At 63.8% G+C, this 21,683-nt stretch carries 17 protein-coding genes; 11 read left to right on the forward strand and 6 right to left on the reverse strand.

Annotated elements, in window-relative coordinates:
- Positions 1-123 precede the first annotated feature (123 nt).
- From AC1DXM_RS26150 to glcF, 4 genes are all read left to right on the forward strand, one after another.
- A complete protein-coding gene (locus tag AC1DXM_RS26150) occupies positions 124-1,446 on the forward strand; it encodes a DUF3422 family protein (RefSeq protein ID WP_477237579.1) in 1,323 nt (440 codons plus the stop codon).
- A 300-nt stretch (positions 1,447-1,746) separates the two neighbouring features.
- Entirely contained in the window at positions 1,747-3,243 is a 1,497-nt protein-coding gene (locus AC1DXM_RS26155; protein ID WP_477237581.1) for an FAD-linked oxidase C-terminal domain-containing protein, read from the forward strand.
- A gap of 235 nt (positions 3,244-3,478) precedes the next feature.
- Positions 3,479-4,684, forward strand: coding sequence for an FAD-binding protein (locus tag AC1DXM_RS26160; RefSeq protein WP_477237583.1), 1,206 nt, complete (start codon positions 3,479-3,481; stop codon positions 4,682-4,684).
- Between the two features lie 13 nt (positions 4,685-4,697).
- The gene (gene glcF, locus AC1DXM_RS26165) at positions 4,698-6,023 is read left to right on the forward strand and encodes a glycolate oxidase subunit GlcF (RefSeq protein WP_477237585.1); all 1,326 of its coding nucleotides are present in this window, start codon (positions 4,698-4,700) and stop codon (positions 6,021-6,023) included.
- A gap of 4 nt (positions 6,024-6,027) precedes the next feature.
- Here glcF and AC1DXM_RS26170 read toward each other — a convergent pair whose 3' ends face one another.
- Positions 6,028-6,948 (reverse strand): bifunctional 5,10-methylenetetrahydrofolate dehydrogenase/5,10-methenyltetrahydrofolate cyclohydrolase, encoded by a 921-nt coding sequence (locus AC1DXM_RS26170; protein ID WP_477237587.1) that lies wholly within the window; start codon positions 6,946-6,948, stop codon positions 6,028-6,030.
- Between the two features lie 266 nt (positions 6,949-7,214).
- A complete protein-coding gene (locus tag AC1DXM_RS26175; RefSeq protein ID WP_477237589.1) occupies positions 7,215-7,958 on the reverse strand; it encodes a L,D-transpeptidase in 744 nt (247 codons plus the stop codon).
- A gap of 210 nt (positions 7,959-8,168) precedes the next feature.
- On the opposite strand from AC1DXM_RS26175, the gene AC1DXM_RS26180 reads away from it, so the two are divergent.
- On the forward strand, positions 8,169-8,807 hold the full coding sequence (locus AC1DXM_RS26180) for a DNA-3-methyladenine glycosylase I (RefSeq protein ID WP_477237591.1): 639 nt from the start codon (positions 8,169-8,171) through the stop codon (positions 8,805-8,807).
- A gap of 140 nt (positions 8,808-8,947) precedes the next feature.
- On the opposite strand, the gene AC1DXM_RS26185 is transcribed toward AC1DXM_RS26180, so the two are convergent.
- Positions 8,948-9,190 (reverse strand): hypothetical protein, encoded by a 243-nt coding sequence (locus AC1DXM_RS26185; protein WP_192248110.1) that lies wholly within the window; start codon positions 9,188-9,190, stop codon positions 8,948-8,950.
- Positions 9,191-9,537: 347 nt separating this feature from the next.
- Between AC1DXM_RS26185 and hisS the strand changes: the two genes are divergently transcribed.
- The 4 genes from hisS to AC1DXM_RS26205 all read left to right on the forward strand — a co-directional run bounded on the left by hisS (position 9,538) and on the right by AC1DXM_RS26205 (position 15,022).
- Positions 9,538-11,031 (forward strand): histidine--tRNA ligase, encoded by a 1,494-nt coding sequence (gene hisS / locus AC1DXM_RS26190; RefSeq protein ID WP_477237594.1) that lies wholly within the window; start codon positions 9,538-9,540, stop codon positions 11,029-11,031.
- 181 nt (positions 11,032-11,212) lie between these two features.
- On the forward strand, positions 11,213-12,331 hold the full coding sequence (locus AC1DXM_RS26195; RefSeq protein WP_477237595.1) for an ATP phosphoribosyltransferase regulatory subunit: 1,119 nt from the start codon (positions 11,213-11,215) through the stop codon (positions 12,329-12,331).
- Positions 12,328-13,032 carry an ATP phosphoribosyltransferase gene (gene hisG, locus AC1DXM_RS26200; RefSeq protein WP_477237597.1) on the forward strand — a complete coding sequence of 235 codons (705 nt, stop codon included), beginning with the start codon at positions 12,328-12,330 and terminating at the stop codon, positions 13,030-13,032. The genes AC1DXM_RS26195 and hisG overlap by 4 nt, the downstream gene beginning before the upstream one ends.
- A 229-nt stretch (positions 13,033-13,261) precedes the next feature.
- Positions 13,262-15,022: an AMP-binding protein gene (locus AC1DXM_RS26205; protein ID WP_477237599.1), complete on the forward strand. Its 1,761-nt coding sequence runs from the start codon at positions 13,262-13,264 to the stop codon at positions 15,020-15,022.
- Positions 15,023-15,108: 86 nt separating this feature from the next.
- On the opposite strand, the gene AC1DXM_RS26210 is transcribed toward AC1DXM_RS26205, so the two are convergent.
- The 3 genes from AC1DXM_RS26210 to AC1DXM_RS26220 all read right to left on the reverse strand — a co-directional run bounded on the left by AC1DXM_RS26210 (position 15,109) and on the right by AC1DXM_RS26220 (position 19,993).
- Positions 15,109-15,591 carry a DUF992 domain-containing protein gene (locus AC1DXM_RS26210; RefSeq protein WP_477237601.1) on the reverse strand — a complete coding sequence of 161 codons (483 nt, stop codon included), beginning with the start codon at positions 15,589-15,591 and terminating at the stop codon, positions 15,109-15,111.
- 86 nt (positions 15,592-15,677) lie between these two features.
- Positions 15,678-18,827 (reverse strand): efflux RND transporter permease subunit, encoded by a 3,150-nt coding sequence (locus AC1DXM_RS26215; protein WP_477237603.1) that lies wholly within the window; start codon positions 18,825-18,827, stop codon positions 15,678-15,680.
- A complete protein-coding gene (locus AC1DXM_RS26220) occupies positions 18,824-19,993 on the reverse strand; it encodes an efflux RND transporter periplasmic adaptor subunit (protein ID WP_477237605.1) in 1,170 nt (389 codons plus the stop codon). Before AC1DXM_RS26220 ends, AC1DXM_RS26215 begins: the two co-directional genes overlap by 4 nt.
- 80 nt (positions 19,994-20,073) lie before the next feature.
- On the opposite strand from AC1DXM_RS26220, the gene AC1DXM_RS26225 reads away from it, so the two are divergent.
- Both AC1DXM_RS26225 and AC1DXM_RS26230 read left to right on the forward strand, forming a co-directional pair.
- Complete coding sequence (locus tag AC1DXM_RS26225) at positions 20,074-20,295, forward strand: cysteine rich repeat-containing protein (protein WP_477237607.1); 222 nt, start codon at positions 20,074-20,076, stop codon at positions 20,293-20,295.
- A gap of 146 nt (positions 20,296-20,441) precedes the next feature.
- Complete coding sequence (locus tag AC1DXM_RS26230; protein ID WP_477237609.1) at positions 20,442-21,599, forward strand: calcium:cation antiporter; 1,158 nt, start codon at positions 20,442-20,444, stop codon at positions 21,597-21,599.
- The last annotated feature ends 84 nt before the right edge of the window (positions 21,600-21,683 follow it).

Raw genomic sequence — 21,683 nt, forward strand, 5'->3', positions numbered from 1 at the left:
ACACAGTTGCTTTCCGTGCGGTGCCGGCGAAATCGCTTCGGCTAAACTTTGCTGTTTACGCGCCTCATCGATTGTCTCAAGAGGACGCGACAACACGAAGGGTCGAGAACAGGGGGACCAGCCGTGTCGGACGAGACGTCCAATCTCGAATTCCAGCCGCGCGCCCAGGGCAGCGTGATGGGCTTTCCCGCGCATGAGGGTCGCCCCGGCGCGCTTGGCGAGGTTCATGCCCGCCCGCATCCGCTGATCGACAAGCCGCGCGTGCTTGTCCAACTCGCCTTCATGACCGAAGGCGGCTCCGGCGTCGACATGGCCGTGCTCTCGGAACTGTCGCGGCGCCTCGGCATCGCCGCGCCCGACCGCCATGCCCGCCACCATGCCATGAAATGGGGCAAGGGCTCGCTGCGCTGGGAGCGGCATACCGAATTCTCCACCTATCTGTGGGAAGGGCCGCTTGCCGAAAACAGCAGGGCGCAGGAGGATTCTCCCTTCGGCAACGGGTTTTCACCGCCAGGCACGGTTATTTCCGGGATAAGGCTCGAAATCCGCAAATGGACGCAGGCGAGCGAGAAGCTGATCGCGGCCTTTGACCCGACGAGCCTCTGCTATTCGCTGGTCGAGCGCGGCAATGCGGCCATCATCACCGACTTCCGCCAGGATGGCGACGGTATGACCCGCATGCTGGTGCTCGACCGCGGCCTGACGCCGGCGCGCACCGGCGCGCTGTCGCAGCGGCTGATCGACATCGAGACCTATCGCACGCTTGCCATGCTCGGCTTGCCGCTGGCGCTGACGCTGTCCGGCCGCGCCCGCCGCATCGAGGACAGGCTGGCGCAGACCACGCTGGAGATGAAGGTCGCCGAGACGCGCGACAGCCAGACGCTGCTCGCCGATTTGACCGAGCTTGCCGCCGAACTGGAAGCCGATGCCGCCTCCAGCCTTTATCGCTTCGGCGCCAGCCGCGCCTATGACGGCATCGTTGTCGAGCGGCTGGAAGCGCTGGAGGAAGAGGCGGTGCCCGGCTACGACACATGGGGCGGCTTTCTGCAGCGCCGCGTGGCACCCGCCATGCGCACTTGCCGTTCGGTCGAGGAGCGCCAGGCCAATCTGTCGCGAAAACTCACCCGCGCCACGACGCTGCTGCGCACCTGGGTCGATGTCGAGGTCGAAAAGCAGAACCGCGACTTGCTGGCCTCGATGAACAACCGCGCCCGGCTGCAACTGCGCCTGCAGCAGACGGTGGAAGGTCTCTCGGTTGCCGCCGTCTCCTACTATGTCGTCGGCCTGATCTCCTATCTCGCCAAGGGCGCGTCGATCTTCGGCCATGCCTTTGCGCCGGAGTTGGTCACTGCCGCGTCGGTGCCGGTTGCCATCCTGCTGGTCTGGTGGGGTGTGCGCCGCGTGAGGCGCATGCATTCAGAGCCGGCGAAACATCCGGGGGAATAATCTCCCCCCTTGAGGGGGAGATGTCGCCGAAGGCGACGGAGGGGGTCGTCTCGCGTGAAGCGCTAGCCTCTTTTCGCGTCGGAAGACGATGTAGGCGCTTCATGCGCAAGGACCCCTCCGGCCGCTTCGCGGCCACCTCCCCCTCGAGGGACCCTCGAGGGGGGAGGGAGCGACAGCGGCAGATTGCCGCTGCGGAAGCTCGCCGCCATGCCCCGCCCGCGCGCTCGACCAAAGCAGGATTTGCAACAAGCGCCGACGGCTGGTAAAAGATTTTTACCAGTCACGCAGAGGACGCTGCCGATGTCCGGCCTTGCCATGCCCAAGCCAGACGACGCCACGATGCGCCGGCGCACAGAGATCGTTGCCGACATGCGCATCATCGTGCCGGGCGAGGGCGTCGTCGACGCCACCAACGAAATGCGCGCCTTCGAGAGCGACGGTCTCACCGCCTACCGGCAATTGCCGCTGGTCGTGGTGCTGCCGGAAACGGTGGCGCAGGTGTCGCGGGTGCTGAAATACTGCAACGACCGCAACATTCGCGTCGTGCCGCGCGGCTCTGGCACCTCGCTGTCCGGCGGCGCGCTGCCTCTCGAAGATGCGGTGCTGCTGGTCATGAGCCGTTTCAACCGCATCCTTGCCATCGACTATCCCGACCGCGTTGTCGTCGCTCAGCCCGGCGTCACCAATCTCGGCATCACCACCGCCGTCGAGCAGGAGGGGTTTTATTACGCGCCTGATCCATCCTCCCAGATCGCCTGCTCGATCGGCGGCAATGTTGCGGAGAATTCCGGCGGCGTGCACTGCCTGAAATACGGCCTCACCGCCAACAATGTGCTCGGCATCGAGATGGTGCTGATGAACGGCGAGGTGGTGCGCCTCGGCGGCAATCATCTGGACTCGGAAGGCTACGACCTGCTCGGCGTCATGACCGGCTCCGAAGGCTTGCTCGGCGTCGTCACCGAAGTCACCGTGCGCATCCTGAAAAAGCCGGAGACGGCACGCGCGCTGCTGATCGGCTTTCCGACCAGCGAGCAGGGCGGCCAATGCGTCGCCGACATCATCGGCGCCGGCATCATTCCCGGCGGCATGGAGATGATGGACCGCCCGGCAATCCATGCCGCGGAGGATTTCGTCCATGCCGGCTATCCCCTCGATGTCGAGGCGCTGCTCATCGTCGAACTCGACGGGCCGGGTGTCGAGGTCGACCATTTGATCGGCCTGGTCGAGGCGATCGCCTACAAGAACGGCTCCACCACCTGCCGCATCTCCCAATCCGAACAGGAACGGCTGAGCTTCTGGGCCGGCCGCAAGGCGGCTTTCCCTGCGGTCGGCCGCATCTCACCCGACTATTACTGCATGGATGGCACCATCCCGCGCAAGGAACTGCCGCGGGTGCTCGCCGGCATGCGCGAACTGTCGGAGAAATACGGGCTCGGCGTCGCCAACGTCTTCCACGCCGGCGACGGCAACCTGCACCCGCTGATCCTCTACGACGCCAACGTGCCGGGCGAACTCGACAGGGCGGAAAGCTTTGGCGCCGACATATTGCGGCTTTGCGTCAAGGTCGGCGGCGTCTTGACCGGCGAGCATGGCGTCGGCGTCGAGAAGCGCGACCTGATGCCGGAGATGTTCAACCAGATCGACCTCAACCAGCAAATGCGCGTCAAATGCGCCTTCGATCCCAATCATCTGCTCAACCCGGGAAAAGTGTTTCCACAACTGCGCAGATGCGCGGAATTAGGGCGCATGCATGTGCATCGCGGGCAGGTGGCATTTCCGGATATTCCGAGGTTTTGATGGGGTTTGAATTTCGCATGTCGGCGATCCTTCACGCCCCCCTCTGTCCTGCCGGACATCTCCCCCACAAGGGGGGAGATCAGCTGTCATCTCGGCCTTCGCAAATTTTCGACGCAAGAGAGGCGCGGTCGGAGAAGCTGCCAATCTCCCCCCAAGTGGGGGAGATGTCCGGCAGGACAGAGGGGGGTGCGAAGGAACGCGACGTCTCTGCACTCGCAAGTGGCGCGTCGCACCCATGACCACCTTCACCCCCACCACATCGGCCGAAGTTCTCTCCACCGTCCAATGGGCGGCGGCGGAGGAGTCGCCTTTGGAAACCATCGGCCACGGCTCCAAGCGCGGCATCGGCCGGCCGCAGCAGAGCGAGCATACGCTCGATTTGTCGAAGCTCACCGGCGTCACGCTGTATGAGCCGGCTGAGCTGGTGCTGTCGGCGAAAGCCGGCACGCCGCTCTCCGAGATCGAAAGCCTGCTTGCGCAAAACGGCCAGCAGCTTGCCTTCGAACCGATGGATTACGGCCCGCTGCTCGGCGGTATCAAGGGTAAAGGCACGATCGGCGGCGTGCTCGCGGCGAACCTGTCAGGCCCGCGCCGGCTGAAGGCGGGCGCCGCACGTGACCACATCCTAGGCATCAATGCCGTGGCCGGCCGTGGCGAGGCGTTCAAGTCCGGTGGCCGCGTCGTCAAGAACGTCACCGGCTACGATTTGTCGAAGCTGATGGCCAACAGCTGGGGCTCACTGGCCGTGCTCACCGATGTCACTTTCAAAGTGCTGCCAGCAGCCGAGACCGAAGTCACGCTTGCCGTCCGTGGCCTGCTCGACGATGCGGCGGCTGCCGCCATGGCGCTGGCGCTCGGTTCCAGCGCCGAAGTGTCGAGCGCTGCCCATCTGCCCGAACGCATCGCCGCGCGCGTTGCCGGCGGCAGTCTCGGCGCTGACGCCGCGACGCTGCTGCGCGTCGAAGGCTTTGGCCCTTCGGTCACCTATCGCATCGCGGCACTGAAGACCCTGCTGAGAAATGCCGGCCCGCTGCAGGAGATTGCGAGCGAAGCTTCGCATACCCTTTGGCGCGACGTCAGGGATTGCGCGCCCTTCGCCGACGGCAGCGAGAAGCCGGTATGGCGTGTCTCCATGGCACCGTCGCAGGCCCACCAGATGGTGCTGACGCTGCGCATGCAGATCGGCGTCAGCGCCTTCTACGACTGGCAGGGCGGACTGGTCTGGCTGCGCATGGAGGAGGGCGACCCCGAGGCCGGCCTGCTGCGCGGGCTGATCCGAAAACATGGCGGAGGCCACGCGACATTGGTGCGCGCCGCGCCTGCCCATCGCGCCGCCGTGCCGGTGTTCGAGCCGCAGGCGCCGCATCTGGCGGCGCTGTCGGCGCGGCTCAAGGCTGAGTTCGATCCCAAGGCCATCCTCAATCCCGGCCGCATGGCTTAGGACCAGAGAAGAGATGCAAACCAATTTCTCCCTTGCCCAGTTGGCTGATCCACATGTCGCGGAATCGGAAAAGATCCTGCGCAAATGCGTGCATTGCGGCTTCTGCACCGCGACCTGCCCGACCTATGTGACGCTTGGCAACGAGCTCGATTCGCCGCGCGGGCGGATTTACCTGATCAAGGACATGCTGGAGAACGGCCGTCCGGCCGACAAGGAGATCGTCACCCATATCGACCGCTGCCTGTCTTGCCTGGCCTGCATGACGACCTGCCCGTCGGGCGTGAATTACATGCATCTGGTCGACCACGCCCGCACCCATATCGAGGAGACCTACAGGCGGCCACTGCTCGACCGGCTGACCCGCGTCATGCTGGCCTTCGTGCTGCCCTATCCCAAGCGCTTTCGCGCCGCGCTGAAACTCGCGAGACTGGGCAAGCCGTTCATTGGCCTGTTCGAAAAGCTGCCAGCCCTGAAGCCGCTCGCTGCGATGCTGAAACTGGCGCCGGCCTCGATTCCCGCGGTCTCGCCGATGGCTTCTCCCGGCATCCATGCCGGCAAGGGGACGAAGAAAGGCCGCGTCGCCATCCTCACCGGCTGCGCCCAATCGGTGCTCGATCCCGCCATCAACGAGACGACGATTGCGCTGCTGACCAGGCTCGGCGTTGAAGTCGTGGTGCCGCAGGGCGAGGCCTGCTGCGGCGCGCTGGTGCATCATATGGGTCGCGAGGAAGCAGCCCTCGTCTCGGCGAAGCAGAATGTCGATGCCTGGACACGCGCCATCGACCAGGGCGGGCTCGACGCCATCGTCATCACCGCGTCGGGCTGCGGCACCACCATCAAGGATTACGGCTTCATGCTGCGCCTCGACCCGACCTATGCCGACAAGGCCGCACGCGTCTCAACACTGGCCAGGGACATCACCGAATACCTCTCAGGCCTCGACCTGCCGGAGCCGGTGCGCAAGCCGGGCACCGTCGTCGCCTATCACTCGGCCTGCTCGATGCAGCATGGCCAGAAAATCACCCGCCAGCCGAAGGAGCTGCTGGCCAAAGCCGGCTTCGTCGTGCGCGAGCCGCGCGAAGGCCATCTGTGCTGTGGCTCCGCCGGCACCTATAACATCCTGCAGCCGGAGATTTCCGCAAAACTGCGCGACCGCAAGGTGAAAAACATCGAGGCGACCGGCGCCGAAATCGTCGCCACCGGCAACATAGGCTGCATCACCCAGATCGCCTCGGCCGCAAAACTGCCAGTGGTGCATACGATCAAGCTGCTGGACTGGGCCTATGGCGGCCCGAAGCCGGAAGGCGTGTCCGAGGGAAGACTGGTCGCAGCTGAGTAAGCGTCTACTCCGCCGCCAGCCTGTCCACCATTCCATAGGTCGCCTGGTAGCGCGCCCGCTGGCGGCTGAGCGCCACCATGGTGTTGCGCAGCAGGATCGCCACGGTGATCGGGCCGACGCCGCCCGGCACCGGTGTGATCCAGGACGCAACGTGCTTGACGCTCTCGGTGTCGACGTCGCCGACGATGCGGCTTTGCCCGTCCGGGCCGATCTCGGAATTGATGCCGATGTCGATGACGGCGGCACCGGGCTTGACCATATCGGCCTTGATCAGCCTGGGCTTGCCGACGGCGACGAAAAGCGCGTCGGCGCGGCGCGCATGTGCGGCCACCGAACGCGTCATGTGATGGCACACCGTCACCGTCGCGCCTTCGCTCATCAACAGGAAGGCGATCGGCTTGCCGACGATTTCGGAATGGCCGACGACGACCACTTCCAGCCCTTTGAGGTCGAGGCCGGTTTCCTTCAGCAGCTCGACAGAGGCCGCCGCCGTGCAGGGCGCGAGATCGAGTTGGTTGTAGACGATGTTGCCGATCGAGGCCGGGTGCATGCCTTCGACATCCTTCAGCGGATGCACCGCCGCCTGCAGCGTCTTGATCGGGATGTGTGCAGGCACCGGCCGCTGGATGATGATGCCGGTGACGCGCGGATCGGCGTTGAGGCCATGGATTGCCGCTTCGAGTTCGCCGGCGCTGATATCGGCGGGGAACCGCCGCTCCTCGAAGCCGATGCCGGCAAGCGCGGCCTTGGCGCGCTGGTTGCGCACATAGACATCGACCGCATCGGTATCGCCGACGGTGATCGACACCAGCTTGGGTGGAAAACCCTCGGCGGTAGCAATGGCAGCATCCTCGCGCACGGCGGCGATGATGCGCTGGGCGACCGGGCCGCCCCGGAGATAGCGGCTGTCGTCTGGCTGAGACATGGCAGGACTTTCGTAGCGAATTTGGCCGCCCCTATAGCAGGGGAAATGTGGCAAGGGCAGCGTGAAAGCGAACCGTCATCCCCCTGCCGCGACGTTCTGGCGCAGCTTGGCTCCGGCGCGGTCGACAGCGCCACAAAGAGAAAGGGCAGCGCGGTTCCCCGTGCTGCCCTTTCCTGACTGGCCGCATCCCCACACGGCCCGTCCCCCGTAAACCCTTGCCGATTCCTGAAGGTCCAGCCTTCCGGACCAGCTGATTCGCTGACCGACTATATCACGACAACAGTCGTTCCAACATTGACCCTCTCGTAAAGGTCAACCACGTCCTCGTTGCGCATGCGGATGCAGCCGGACGACACGGCGCCGCCGATCGTCCACGGCTGGTTGGTGCCGTGAATGCGGTATTCCGTCGTGCCGAGATAGAGCGCGCGGGCGCCGAGCGGGTTCTCTTCGCCGCCGGCCAGATAAGTCGGCAGATAACGGCCCTTGGCGGCCTCGCGCTTGATCATCTGCGCCGGCGGGCGCCAGTCCGGCCAGACGCGCTTGTTGGTGATCTTGTGCGTGCCCGACCATTCGAAGCCCGGCTTGCCGGTGCCCACGCCATAGCGCCGCGCCTTGCCGTTCTTCTCGACCAGGAACAGGAAATTCTGCGTCGTATCGATGACGATGGTGCCCGGCTTCTGCGGGCCGTCATAGGCGACTTCCTGCGGCAGATAGAGCGGGTTGATCTGCGGCCGCATCACCACGCGCTTGGCCGGAGCCTGCACCGAAGCGGTACGCACCCGGTCGGGCTGCGCCGGCTGTGCATAGCGAACGCGCGGCTGCTGGATCACCTGGCGGCTCTGCCGCACGATGCCGGGCGCCCGGCCAAGCTGCAGCACCCAGGGTGCCGAAAGGTCGGGGCTCACCATCACCGGCGGCCTGTCGGCATAGCGGTCGTTGGCGGCAGACGAGGTGACGCCGGCGGCCAGAATGGCCACGGCGCCGAGCACGGAACGCAAAAAGATCTTCATCGGAACGCACCTTGATCGTCGAACGGACGGAGGCGGAACTTGCCTCCGGTTGCGCGATCCTTGGCGCGAAGCCGCAACCGAAACATGAATCGGAATGCGTAAAATGCGGAACTGTCAGTAAACCTTTTGGTGTGGTTACCGCCGCGTTCAGGAATCTGGTAAAGCCGCGGTAAATGCAGCGCTGAGCCGCATTAACGAATGGGTTTTACCATGGACAATGGAAATACTGGACTGCTGACCGGCGCCGATGGGATCACGCGCTGCTTCTGGCACGGCAATCTGCCGGACTATCTGCACTATCACGACCATGAATGGGGTAGGCCGGTCGCCGACGACCGCAGGCTGTTCGAAAAGATCTGCCTCGAAGGCTTTCAGTCCGGCCTGTCCTGGCTGACCATTTTGCGCAAGCGCGAGAACTTTCGCGAGGCCTTCGCCGGTTTCGACTTCGACAAGGTCGCCGCCTTCACCGACGAGGATGTCGAGCGCCTGCTCGGCAATGCCGGCATCATCCGCCACCGCGGCAAGATCGTTTCGACCATCAACAATGCCAAACGCGCGCGCGAAATGGTCGATGAGTTCGGCTCGCTGGCCGCATGGTTCTGGAAGTTCGAGCCGAGCAGGGATGAGCGGCCAGAGATCGTCGACCTGGCGCATCTGCGCGCCAACCCGACGACGGCGGTCTCGGTCAGGATTTCGAAGGAACTGAAGAAGCGCGGCTGGAGTTTTGTCGGGCCGACGACGGTCTACGCCTTCATGCAGGCAATGGGCCTGGTCAACGACCACCTCGAAGGGTGTGTTTGCCGCAAGGAGGTCGAGAAGGACAGGAAGGCATTCAAGCGGCCGAAGTAGCGCCTCTTTTTCTCTTCTCCCCCTTCACGGGGAGGTGAGGAGTGGTCCGCGTAGCGGGCGGAAAGCCAATTGCTTGGCTTTTCGAACGACGAACGCCCGAAGGGCGGATGAAGGGCGGCGCGAACCTTCGAAAGCTGACGCTAAACTCCGCTAGCGCCCGTCAAAAACAACCCCGCGACAATCGCCGCCAGCGCCGCAAAGGCCGGATAGATCACCAGCAGCCCAGTCATCAGCGCCTCGCGCATCGTCGAGCCCTTGCGCTCGTCGGCAGTGACCTCAAACGGACCGAGGCTCGCCGTCACCGGCGCACGGCTCTCGGCCGGCCGCAGCCGGACTTCATGCAAGCCGTCGTCTCTGATGTCGAATTTCTGTGCCGCAGTCATGGCCCCAACCCCTTGTTTCGGCGCGCTTATCGGCTCCGATTGTGTCGGCACGATGCCGCACCGATGGCGGAATTGTTTCCTTTTGGTGCGTTTTGTTTCGAGAGCTAGCGCCTCTCCCTTGTGGGAGAAGGTGGCCGAGCGAAGCTCGGTCGGATGAGGGGTGTTCCAGCTTGGCCAGGACGGCGATCCTTCGCGCACCCCTCATCCGTCTCGACGCTGCGCGCCGATCCACCTTCTCCCACAGGGGAGAAGGCAAGGGGCGCTAACCCTTGCCGCACAAAGCCGCTTCGGTTAGGACACGCCCACTCCAAACAAGTCATCGACTACTTAGCGAAAAGACCCATCCCATGGCCGACAAATCGGAAAAGACGAAAGCGCGGCTGCCGCGCGGCTTTGCCGACCGCAGCGCCGACGATATCCGTGCCGTCGAGAAGATGATGGCGACGATCCGCTCGGTCTATGAACTCTACGGTTTCGAACCGGCCGACCAGCCGCTGATCGAATACACCGATGCGCTCGGCAAATTCCTGCCTGACCAGGACCGGCCGAACGAAGGCGTGTTCTCCTTCCAGGACGATGACGAGCAGTGGCTGTCGCTACGCTACGATTTGACCGCGCCGACGGCGCGTTTTGTCGCCGAGAACTTTGAGCGACTGCCAAAACCCTATCGCAGCTACCGCTCCGGCTGGGTGTTCCGCAACGAAAAGCCCGGCCCCGGCCGCTTCCGCCAGTTCATGCAGTTCGACGCCGACACTATCGGCACGCCGGGCGTCGCCGCCGACGCCGAGATGGCAATGATGATGGCCGACGTCATGGAGGCGCTCGGCATCAAGCGCGGCGACTACGTCATTCGCGTCAACAACCGCAAGGTGCTCGATGGCGTGCTGGAAGCGATCGGCCTTGGCGGTGACGAGACTGCAGGGCGCCGCCTGACCGTGCTGCGGGCTATCGACAAGCTGGACAAGCTCGGGCCGGAAGGCGTGAAGCTTCTGCTTGGTCCGGGTCGCTGGGATGGTGGCAAGGAAGGCGAGGGTGACTTTGCCAAGGGCGCTGGACTGAATGAGGTGCAAGCCGGGGCCGTCCTTCTCGCGACAGCGAGGGAACAGGCGCGCCAGGATTCTAATGTGGGTGCGAACGCGATCTATCAGGAAGGCGTTGGCGAGCTCTCGACCATTGAAGCCTTGGTCAGGGCGGCCGGATACGGCGAAGATCGTATCGCCATGGACCGCTCCGTCGTTCGTGGCCTCGAATACTACACTGGCCCCGTCTTCGAGGCCGAGCTTCTGGCCGAGATCCCCAATGAGGACGGCCAGATCGTGCGCTTCGGCTCGGTCGGCGGCGGTGGGCGCTACGATGGCCTGGTCTCGCGCTTCCGTGGCGAGCCGGTGCCGGCGACGGGCTTTTCCATCGGCGTCTCCCGCCTGATGACGGCGCTGAAGAACCTCGGCAAGCTGGACACCACCGATGTCATCGCGCCGGTCGTCGTGCTGGTGATGGACAAGGATACCGAAAGCCTCGGCCGCTACCAGAAGATGGTTGCACAACTGCGCGCTGCCGGCATCCGCTCCGAAATGTATCTCGGCGGCGCCGGCATGAAGGCGCAGCTGAAATACGCCGACCGCCGTGGCAGCCCGGTCGCCATCATCCAGGGCGGCGACGAGCGCGCCAAAGGCGAGCTGCAGATCAAGGACCTGATCGAAGGTGCCCGCATGTCGGCTGAGATTACCGACAACGCCGAATGGCGGGCAGCAAGGCCTGCACAGGTGACGGTGGCGGAAGGCGAGCTGGTCGCCGAGGTGAAGAAGATCTTGGCGGCGCAGGCCGAGGAACGAGCGAAATGATGAGCGCTGCGCTGTTCTTCCCTTCTCCCCTTGTGGGAGAAGGTGGATCGGCGCGGAGCGCCGAGACGGATGAGGGGTGTTCCAGAGAACGCCAACGCCTCGTTCCGTCACGCACCCCTCATCCGACCGAGCTTCGCTCGGCCACCTTCTCCCACAAGGGGAGAAGGGAAGGGCACGTTTCATGACCTCCCGCCCCGCCATCTCAACCGAAATCACCAACCTCTTCGCCACCCGCAACACCCATGCGGTGGAAGTGGCCGTGCTGCAGCCGGCCGATCCGTTCCTCGACATGGCCGGCGAGGATCTGCGCCGCCGCATTTTTCTTACCGAAAGCGAGATCGGCAAGACGCTGTGCCTGCGGCCTGAATTCACCATTCCCGTCTGCCTCGACCATATCGCCTCCCAGGCCGGCACGCCGCGCCGCTATTCCTACCTCGGCGAAGTGTTTCGCCAGCGCCGCGAGGGCGGCAACGAGTTTTTCCAGGCCGGCATCGAGGATCTCGGCGACCGCGATACGGCTGAGGCCGACGCCCGTTCGCTGGCCGATGCGCATGCTCTGCTGCAGCTGGTGCTGCCGGGCCAACCCCTGGCGATCATGCTCGGCGACCAGACCATCTTCGAGGCGGTGCTGGCGGCGCTCGGCCTGCCGCGTGGCTGGCGCATGCGGTTGGCGCGCGCCTTCGGCTCCGCGCCGATGCTGCAGGCGGCGCTCGCCGATCTCGCCAACCCGCCACGCAACGGCCAGCTTGACGGCGATGTCGCCGCGCTTGTCCTCGACGGTGATCTCGAAGCGCTGTCCGCCCACATTGCTGGTGGCATGGAAGAAGCCGGCCTGCTGGTATCCGGCGGACGCACGCCAGCCGACATTGCCCGGCGATTGATCGAAAAGGCCGAACTGCGCAGCGTGCGACTGTCGAACGAAGCCTTCGCGGCGCTGAAGACTTTTCTCGCCATCGACGTGCCGCTGGACGGGGCGAGTGCTGCGCTCGAAAGCTTCGCCGCCTCTGCCGGGCTTTCGCTCGGCGCGGCGCTCGAAAAATTCGCCGCCCGCGCCAAGGCGATCGAGGCGCATGGCCTGCCGGCAAAGACAATTCGCTACGACGCCGCCTTTGGCCGTCCGCTGGATTATTATACCGGCATCGTCTTCGAGATCGCGGCTGAAGGTGGTGAGCGGCCGCTGGCTGGCGGCGGTCGTTACGACCGGCTGCTGACACTGCTTGGCGCGAAAACGCCGATCCCCGGCGTCGGCTTCTCCGTCTGGCTCGATCGCATCGAAGCGCTGCGGGGAGAGCCGCAATGATCACGCTGGCAATCCCGTCGAAAGGCCGGCTCAAGGAGCAGGCGCTGGAGGTGCTGGCCAAGGCCGGGCTTGCCGTCAGCCTGCCCGGCGACGAGCGCCAGTACCGCGCCCGCATCGACGGAGCCGAAGGCATCGAGGTGGCGTTCCTGTCGGCATCGGAAATTGCCGGCGAGATCGGGCAGGGTTCGGTCGACCTCGGCATCACCGGCGAAGATCTGCTGCGCGAAAACCTGGCAGATTGGGAAGCGCGCACCGAGATCGTCGCCCGTCTCGGCTTCGGCCACGCCGATGTCGTCGTGGCCGTGCCCGGCATTTGGCTCGACGTCGATACCATGGCCGACCTCGACGATGTCGCCGCCGATTTCCGCCAGCGCCATGGCCGGCGGCTGCGCATCGCCACCAAATACTGGCGGCTGACGCAACAATTCTTCTCGCAAAAGCACGGCATCCAGGTCTACCGCATCGTCGAAAGCCTCGGCGCCACCGAAGGCGCACCGGCGGCAGGCCTGGCCGACGTCATCGTCGACATCACCACCACCGGCTCGACCTTGCGCGCCAACCATCTCAAGGTGCTGGCCGACGGCGTTGTGCTCAAGTCGCAGGCTTGTCTGGTGGCTTCGAAGAAGGAACGCGATGCGGCGGACGAGACGCTGTTGCGCGATATTGCTGCCAAGATGAGCGCCCTCCTCCCTCCTCCTTGAGGGGAGGGTGGACAGCCGCCAAAGGCGGCTGGACGGGTGGGGTCGCTGCGGCAGTGCTCGACGCGGGACGACCCACCCGCCTCGACCGTGACCAATAGATTCGGGCACTTCGCCGCGGACCCCTCCCGGCCCTGCGGGCCACCCTGCCCTCGAGGGGGAGGGGGACCACCTCTACTTTCCACCGCCCCATCAGGCTGATAGGTTCGGCCTATCCCGGGAGGAGACGGCGATGGCGATCAATCTCGACGAACTCAACAACGCCACCAATCTGCGCGAGCGCGGCAGGGCTTTCATCGCTCCGCTCGATGGCCGGGCGCATGTTTCGGGCGATCGTTCGGTGCCGCTGCTCGACAAGACCATCCCCGAACTGTTTTCCGACACGGTCAGCAAATACGCCACGCAGGATGCTGCCGTCTTCGTCGGCCAGGACAAGCGCTTCACCTGGAGCGAACTGTCGGACACCGTCGATACGCTCGCCGCCGGCTTCTTGGCGCTTGGCCTGGAAAAGGGCGACCGCGTCGGCATCTGGTCGCCCAACCGCTGGGAATGGCTGGTGACGCAGTTCGCCACCGCCCGCATCGGCCTGATCCTGGTCAACATCAACCCGGCCTACCGGCTGACCGAGCTCGAATATGCCCTCAACAAGGTTGGCTGCAAGGCGCTGGTGACGGCGGCCAATTTCAAGACCTCCGACTATCTCGGCATGATCGAGACGCTGGCGCCGGAGCTCGCCAAGGCCACCCCCGGCAAGCTCAAGGCGCAGAAACTGCCGACGCTGAAGATCGTCATCCGCATGGGCGACGACAATTCGCCCGGCATGTTCAATTTCGCCGATGTGCTATCGATGGCCGGGCGCGACGAGCATGACAGCCTCGACCGCATCTCCGAGGGGCTGAAGCCCGGCGAGGCCATCAACATCCAGTTCACCTCAGGCACGACTGGCGCGCCCAAGGGCGCCACGCTGACCCACACCAACATCGTCAACAACGGCAATTTCGTCACCGCGGCCATCAAGCTCACTGTCGACGACCGGCTCTGCATTCCGGTTCCACTCTACCACTGCTTCGGCATGTCGATGGGCACGATGGGCTGTGTCACCAAGGGCGCGACCATGGTCTTCCCGGGCGAGGGCTTTGACGCCGGCGCAACGCTGAAGGCGGTGGCGCAGGAACGCTGCACCGGCCTCTACGGCGTACCGACCATGTTCGTCGCCGTGCTCGACCACGCCGACTTCGCGAGCTTCGACCTCTCCAGCCTGCGCACCGGCATCATGGCGGGATCGCCATGCCCGATCGAGGTGATGAAGAAAGTGGTCTCGCTGATGCACATGGAAGAAGTGACAATCGCCTACGGCATGACCGAGACCAGCCCGGTGTCGTTCCAGAGCAGCGTCGATGACCCGCTGGAGAAACGCGTCTCCACCGTCGGCCGCATCCATCCGCATGTCGAGGTCAAGGCCATCGACGCCGAGGGCGCCACCGTCGCCGTCGGCGCGCCCGGCGAGCTGTGCACCCGCGGCTATTCCGTGATGAAGGGCTATTGGGACGACGCGGAAAAAACCAGCGAGGCGATCGACAACGATGGCTGGATGCACACCGGCGATCTCGCCACCATCGACGCAGAGGGCTATTGCAACATCGTCGGCCGGGTCAAGGACATGGTCATCCGCGGCGGCGAGAACGTCTACCCGCGCGAGGTCGAGGAATTCCTCTACCGCCATCCCAAGGTCAAGGAAGTGCAGGTGTTCGGCATTCCCGACACCAAATATGGCGAGGAGCTGTGCGCCTGGATCGTGCTGAAACCCAACCAGATCGCCACCGAGCAGGAGATCAGGAACTTCTGCACCGGCCAGATCGCCCACTACAAAATCCCCCGCTACATCCGCTTCCGCACCGAATTGCCGATGACGGTGACCGGCAAGCCGCAGAAGTTCCTGATGCGCGAGGCGATGGTGGAGGAACTGGGGCTGGTGGTGCAAAAGACGGCGTAAAGCGGTTACTTAGCCGCAGTTCGCGCCGGTAGGCATCTTGCCTTACCGTACAGGCTTGGCAGGATAGTCCCGTGTGGACGCGGCCACTAGTTTGCGGCAGTGAGTTCGATCTGCTCGACCCCCGCCGCGATATTGATGCCAGTTTCGCCCTCGACTGCGAGCGGTTGAAGTGCAAAGGCTTTCTCAGTTCCACCAAGCAGGACATCGGCGCCAAGTCCAAGGCCCGCGGCCGCTTCTGCATCGACGCCATCATATTTTCCGGTTAGTAGGCCATTGTCCTTCGCAGCCGAACCGCTCACGACGGCCCATATGAGATGGCCCTCCTTCACGTCGCCAAGTTCAATGCCGAATTCGTTGATGGAGCCGGTGTAATTTTCCTTCGTGCCGTCATTCTTGGTGAATACGCAAGTCATTGTCTGTTTGCGCGTAATGATTTCGCCGATGCCAGTCGAGGTGTCGCATTTCAGGATACCGACCTGAGCGTTCACCGCCCAGGCTGGCGCCGTCGGGACAAGCAGAAATGAAGCGCCCGCAAGAGCGAAGAGGCGGATGAGGGAGTGGACAAGCATGTCAGATTTTCCTTGGCTAAGTTGCGATGCGGCCGATAGCAGGCAAATCTCCTTGGTAGTCGTTGGACGCGGCTCTCTTGCCGTGCCTAGCCGGGAAGCGTGGACGTGACCTCCCGCTTCCCTTTGCGCTCGGCGCGCCATTCCTCAAACCGCTGCAAGATCACGAAGAAGGCAGGCACGAAGAGAACAGCAAGGCAGGTGGAGGCGATCATGCCGGAGAAGACCGTGATGCCGATCGATTTGCGCGCACTGGCTCCGGCACCCGTCGCCAGCACCAGTGGCGCGACGCCGAGGATAAAGGCGAAGGACGTCATCAAGATGGGGCGGAAGCGGGCGCGCGCGGCCTCGATCGCCGACTCGACGATCGGTTTGCCGGCGGCGCGCAATTCGCGCGCGACCTCGACGATCAGAATGGCGTTCTTGGCCGACAGCGCAATCAGCAGGATCAGGCCGATCTGGACATAGAGGTTGTTATCGATACCGAGCCCGGTGAGGACCAGCACCGGGCCGACCAGCGAAAGCGGCGCGGCGAGCAATATCGAGATCGGCGCCAGCCAGCTCTCATACTGGCCCGCCAGCACCAGATAGACCAACAGGAGTGCCATGCCGAACACCAGGTATATCTGGCTGCCGACGAGCTTTTCCTGGAAGGAGAGCGCAGTCCACTCGTAGCCGGTCCCGCGCGGCAGCGTGTCGGCCGCGGCCGCTTCCATCAGCTTGATCGCATCACCTGATGAGAAACCCTGCGCCTGCACGCCAAGGACCGACGCGGAGGGATAGAGGTTATAGAGGCTGATCAGCGAGGGGCCGACGCTTGGCGTGACCGTCAGCACCGTGCCAAGCGGGATCATATCGCCGTTCTGGTTGCGCACCGTCAGGCGGCCGATGTCCTCGGGCGACAGGCGGAACTGAGAATCGCCCTGCACATAGATCTGGAAGACCCGCCCGAACTTGTTGAATTGGCTGACATAGGTGGAGCCTAGATAGCCGGCGAGCGTCTGAAACACCTGGTCGGTGGTCAGCCCGAGCATCTGTACCTTTTCGCGGTCGAACTCGACCTGGTATTGCGGGACGTTGGATCGGAACGTTGCCGATACGCGCTGGATGCCGGACTGCGTCGCTACTGCCCTGGTCAGCGCGCTGGTCGCGCCCTGCAACTTCGCAAGGTCGAAACTGCCGTCACGCAACTCGACCTGCATGGTGAAGCCGGCGGCGTTGCCGATGCCCTGGATCGGCGGCGGTGGCAGCACCAGGACATTGCCGTCCGCCATGTCTGACAGGTTCTTGTTCAGCGTCGCATAAAGCGAGGCGAGATCCTCACCCTTGCCCCGCACGCTCCAGTCCTTGAGGATGATGTAGGCAACGCCGGCATTTGCTAAAGTCGAGTTGTTGTCGAGGGCCGATAAGCCGGCGATCGTCACCACCTGGTCTACGCCCGGCGTTGCCTTCGCGATCTTCGAAATCTGCTGTAGCGTCTCCTGCGTACGGCCGAGGGACGCGCCGTCAGGCAGTTGCACCGAAGCGAGCAGATAGCCTTGGTCCTCGATCGGAATGAAACCGGTGGCCACGCGCGACATGCCGTAGCCCGCCGCGCCAATGATGAGCAACGCGATTATGCCCATCACCGTGCTGTGGCGCACTATGGATCCGATTAGGCGGGCGTAGCCGTTTTCCGCCCGCTGATAGACGGCATTGAAGCCGCGGAAGAAGGCGTTTCGCTTGTCCAGCGGCACCGGCTGCCTCAGCCAGGTCGCGCACTGCGTGGGCTTCAGCGTTGCCGCGTTGACGGCGCTGATCAAGGCAGTTGCCGCGATCACCAATGCGAATTGCGCATACATCTGCCCTGTCAGGCCGGGCAGGAAGGCGGCAGGCAGGAACACCGCCATCAACACAAGCGTGATGCCGATGATCGGCCCGAACAGCGCATTCATAGCCGCGACCGCCGCATCGTGGCCGGACATGCCGCGCTCCATGTTGTGCGCGGCCCCCTCGACCACAACGATGGCGTCGTCGACGACGATACCGATGGCAAGCACGATGGCGAACAGGGTCGACAGGTTGACGGTAAAGCCAAGCGCGAGCATCGCCGCGAAGGCCCCGATGATGGTCACCGGCACGGTCGTTGCCGGCACCAGCATCGCCCGCCAGTCCTGCAGGAAAAGCAAGATGACGATCAGCACCAGCACCGCGGCCTCAAGCAGCGTCTTGTAGACTTCGTCGATCGCTTGGCTGACGAAGATCGTGGTGTTGAACGGGATCGAGTAAGCAAGGCCTTGCGGGAACTCGCCAGACAGTTCCTTCATCCTGGCCTCGACTTTGCCGGCCACGTCGAGTGCGTTGGCGCCGGGCGACAGGAAGATGGCCAGGCCAGCCGCCTGCTGGCCGTCGAGATTGAAGAATTGCCCATAGGTCTGGGCACCGAGCTCGACCCGGCCGACGTCGCGCACGCGGGTCAGGTCACCGTTGGCGCCGGTCTTGACGATCACCGCGCCGAACTGATCGGGGTCGTCAAGGCGGCTGGACACTTCGATCGTATATTGGAAGGACTGTCCGTCGGGCGCCGGCGGCGCGCCAACCTGGCCCGCGGTGACCTGCTCGCTTTGCTGCTGCAGCGCCTGGACGACGTCCTGGGTGGTAAGGCCGCGCACCTGCATCTTCTGCGGGTCGAGCCAGACCCGCATCGAATACTGCCCGGCGCCGAACACGTTCACGTTGCCGACACCTGGTATCCGGGAGAGCTCGTCCTTCAGCCGGATGGTTGCGTAGTTGGCGAGATAAAGGCTGTCGTATTGTTTGTCCGGCGACGTCAGCGTGACGATCTCGAGGATGGAGGTCGATTTCTTCTGGACGTTGATGCCCTGCACCTGCACTGCCTGCGGCAGCGACGCGAGCGCAGTGGACACCCGGTTCTGGACACGCACCTGCGCCTGGTCGAGGTCCGTGCCGATCTGGAAAGTGACGGTCAGATTGTAGCTGCCATCCGACGCGGAGAAGGACTGCATGTAGAGCATGCCCTCGACGCCGTTGACCTGCTGCTCGATCGGCAGCGCCACCGTGTCGATAACCGAGCGCGCGCTGGCGCCAGGATAGCGGGTGGTCACCGAAACGGTCGGCGGCACCACGTCGGGATATTGCGCCACCGGCAGGCCGAAGAGCGAGACCAGGCCGATGACGACCATGAGCACGGCGATTGCATTGGCCAGGACCGGCCGCTCGATGAAGAATTTGGAGATCATTGGGCAGCGCCGTCGGCCGCAGCCGCTTCCAGCGTTTTCACCTGCGGCTCGATCTTCTGGCCGGGCACGGCGGTCAGCAAGCCGGAGATCAGGACGCGGTCTTCCGCGGTGATCCCCTTGCTGATCACGCGCAAGGCACCGACAAGCTGGCCGATCTCGACCGGACGTTCCTCGACGACGTCGTCCTTGCCTGCAACGAGCAGGTAGCGACCCCTCTGGTCGCTTCCGATCGCCCGGTCGGGAACCAGCAGCACGTCCGGTTCTTCTCCCAGCGGCACGCGCACGCGCACGAAGTAACCCGGAAGCAATGCCCGATCGTCGTTGGGCAGCACGGCGCGCACCGCGAGCGTGCCGGTAGTGGCCGTAACCTCAGGGGAGGCGTAGTCCAGCATTCCCTTGTGCGGATAGCCTGTCTCGTTCTGCAGGCCGACTTCGGCCGGTATCTTCTTGAGGTCCTGGCCGGTCAGGTCCCGTTTGGCCATGGCGGCGCGAATGCGCAGCACGTCCTGCTCCGAGATGTTGAAGTTGACATAAATGGGAGCGAGCTGAACGATGGTCGCCAGCGTAGTCGCGCTGCCGGCGCCAACCAGTTGCCCGATCGACACCTGGCGGGCGCCGACGATGCCCGCAAACGGCGCCTTGACCTCGGTGTAGCTCAAATTGAGCTGGGCCTGCTCGACGTCGACGGCGCTCTGCTTCTGCTTGGCGGCGTCGACATCCGCCGCGGCGGCAGACTGATCGAGGGTCGATTGCGAAATGATCTTCTGTGATAGCAGTTCCTGCTGCCGCTTGAGGTCGGCTCCGGACTGCTTGGCGGAGGCGTCGGCCGAACCCTGCCCGGCCTGGGCCTGTTCGAGTGCCAATTGGTAGGTATCCTGTTCGATCAGGAACAGCCGGGTACCAGCCTTGACCTCATCTCCGTCCTTATAGTCGATTTCCTGGATGAAGCCGGAGACACGCGCAACCAGCGGCGTCGTGTTCACCGCCGCGGCGCTGCCTGTGGCCTCGAGATAGGGGGTTACAGTCTGCTTGACCGGAAGTGCTACATCTATCTTGGGTGGCGGGGGCGGCACGTAACTGTTTTCATTGCTGCAGGCGCACAATAAAATTGCTGCAAGCGCGAATGAACCAGCCGTCGGCGCGGCTCTCCTCCATGAGAAAACCATTTTGCCCCTCTGAATACTTCGCTATATATATCGTATTGCTGTGAAATTGCGTGAACCTAGCTTTTTTTGGGGAGTTTGTCATGCGGATTGCGTTAACCGTGCTTTTTCTGGCAACTCAAGTGACGGTCAATGTCGCATTTGCGCAGACTGCGGCCGAGCGCGAAGCCTGCCAGTCTGACTACGAGAAATTCTGCAAGGGGGTGGAGCAGGGCGGAGGCCGCATCATCAAGTGCCTGAACGATCATCTGGGTGACCTGACGCCGCAATGCCAGAAGGTCGTCAAGGAGAATACGCCCCAATAGGGCCACCGCAATTCCAGCAAAAGTGCGCGGTGATTTTGCCTCAGGAATTGGGATAGGGTGCTCTAGGGCTCGGCCTATCCGACGACTGAGCGGGATCAGCGAACGCTGGCCGGCAAGGCCCGCTGATCTCGTGGAATGTTGGCTGGATGCTTGAAGACAGGCCTACGCAAACGCCCAAGGTTGCAACATCCAAGGCCGCATCGGGCGGTTTCGGGCGATCGGTGGTGTCTTGGGTGATGCCTTTGGGTGCCTTGGCCATGGCTCTCGCGGTGAGGGCCAGCGGCCTTTCGGTCGACCAAGGATCGCTGAACCTCAGGATCCTCGTTGGCGCGCTGTCGAGCGCGATCATGTTCACCACCATTTTCGTGGTGCTCGAGCATGCCGAGGCAGTCGCCCGGCGCGTGGGGGAGCCGTTTGGAACCTTGGTGCTGACTTTTGCGGTGACGGCGATCGAAGTGTCGATCATCGTTTCCATGATGTTGCACGGAGAAAACAATCCGACGCTGGCTCGCGAGTCCGTTTTCTCGACGGTGATGATCACCTCCACCGGCGTCGTCGGCATATGCCTCACGCTTGGCGGCTGGCTTCATCGCAAGCAGGCTATCGTCCGGCAAGGGACCAGCGCCTACCTGTCGGTGCTGACCGCGCTGACCGTGATGACGCTTATTCTTCCGACCTACACCCAGGCCACGGGTCCAGGCACGTTTTCGGCGGCTCAGCTTGGTTTTGTAAGCGTCCTTTCGGTGCTGCTCTACGCGGGCTTCGTGTTTGCCCAGACTGTCCGGCACCGGGAGGACTTCGTCCAGGGACAGGCACACGACGCGCCGGTGCGAACGGCCTCCGCCGACGGCATTTTTGTCAGCGCCCTGTTGCTGTTGTGCGGGCTCATCGGAATAGTCATGCTCGCCGAGCAGGTCGCCGCAGGCGTGGAGGATGCGCTGGCCGCTTACGAGATAAAGCAGGCTGACAGCATTGTGGGCGCGTTGATAGCGGCACTGGTTTTGATGCCGGAGGCCATCTCGGCAATCCGCGCCTCCTTCAGGAATGAGCTGCAGCGAAGCCTGAACGTCGCGATGGGCTCGGCCTGCGCCACCATCGGTTTGACGATACCGGGGGTCGCGGCCGCCAGCCTGCTGACGGGGAGGGGATTGACCCTGGGACTTTCGGCCTCCGATGCCGTGCTTCTGGTTCTGGCGCTTTTCATATGCAGCGTGAGTTTCGGCACCGAAAGAACGACCTTCCTGACCGGCATGGTCCATGTCGTGGTGTTTCTTACGTATGTGTTTCTGATCTTTGTGCCGTGAAATTGTTGCCGGCCACTGATGCAGGGTCCGGCTATACCGGGGCTGCATCGACGATCTGGCCGCGCCTCAATGTAACGGAATCAA

It is taken from the genome of Mesorhizobium sp. P3_A2, assembly GCF_056403115.1.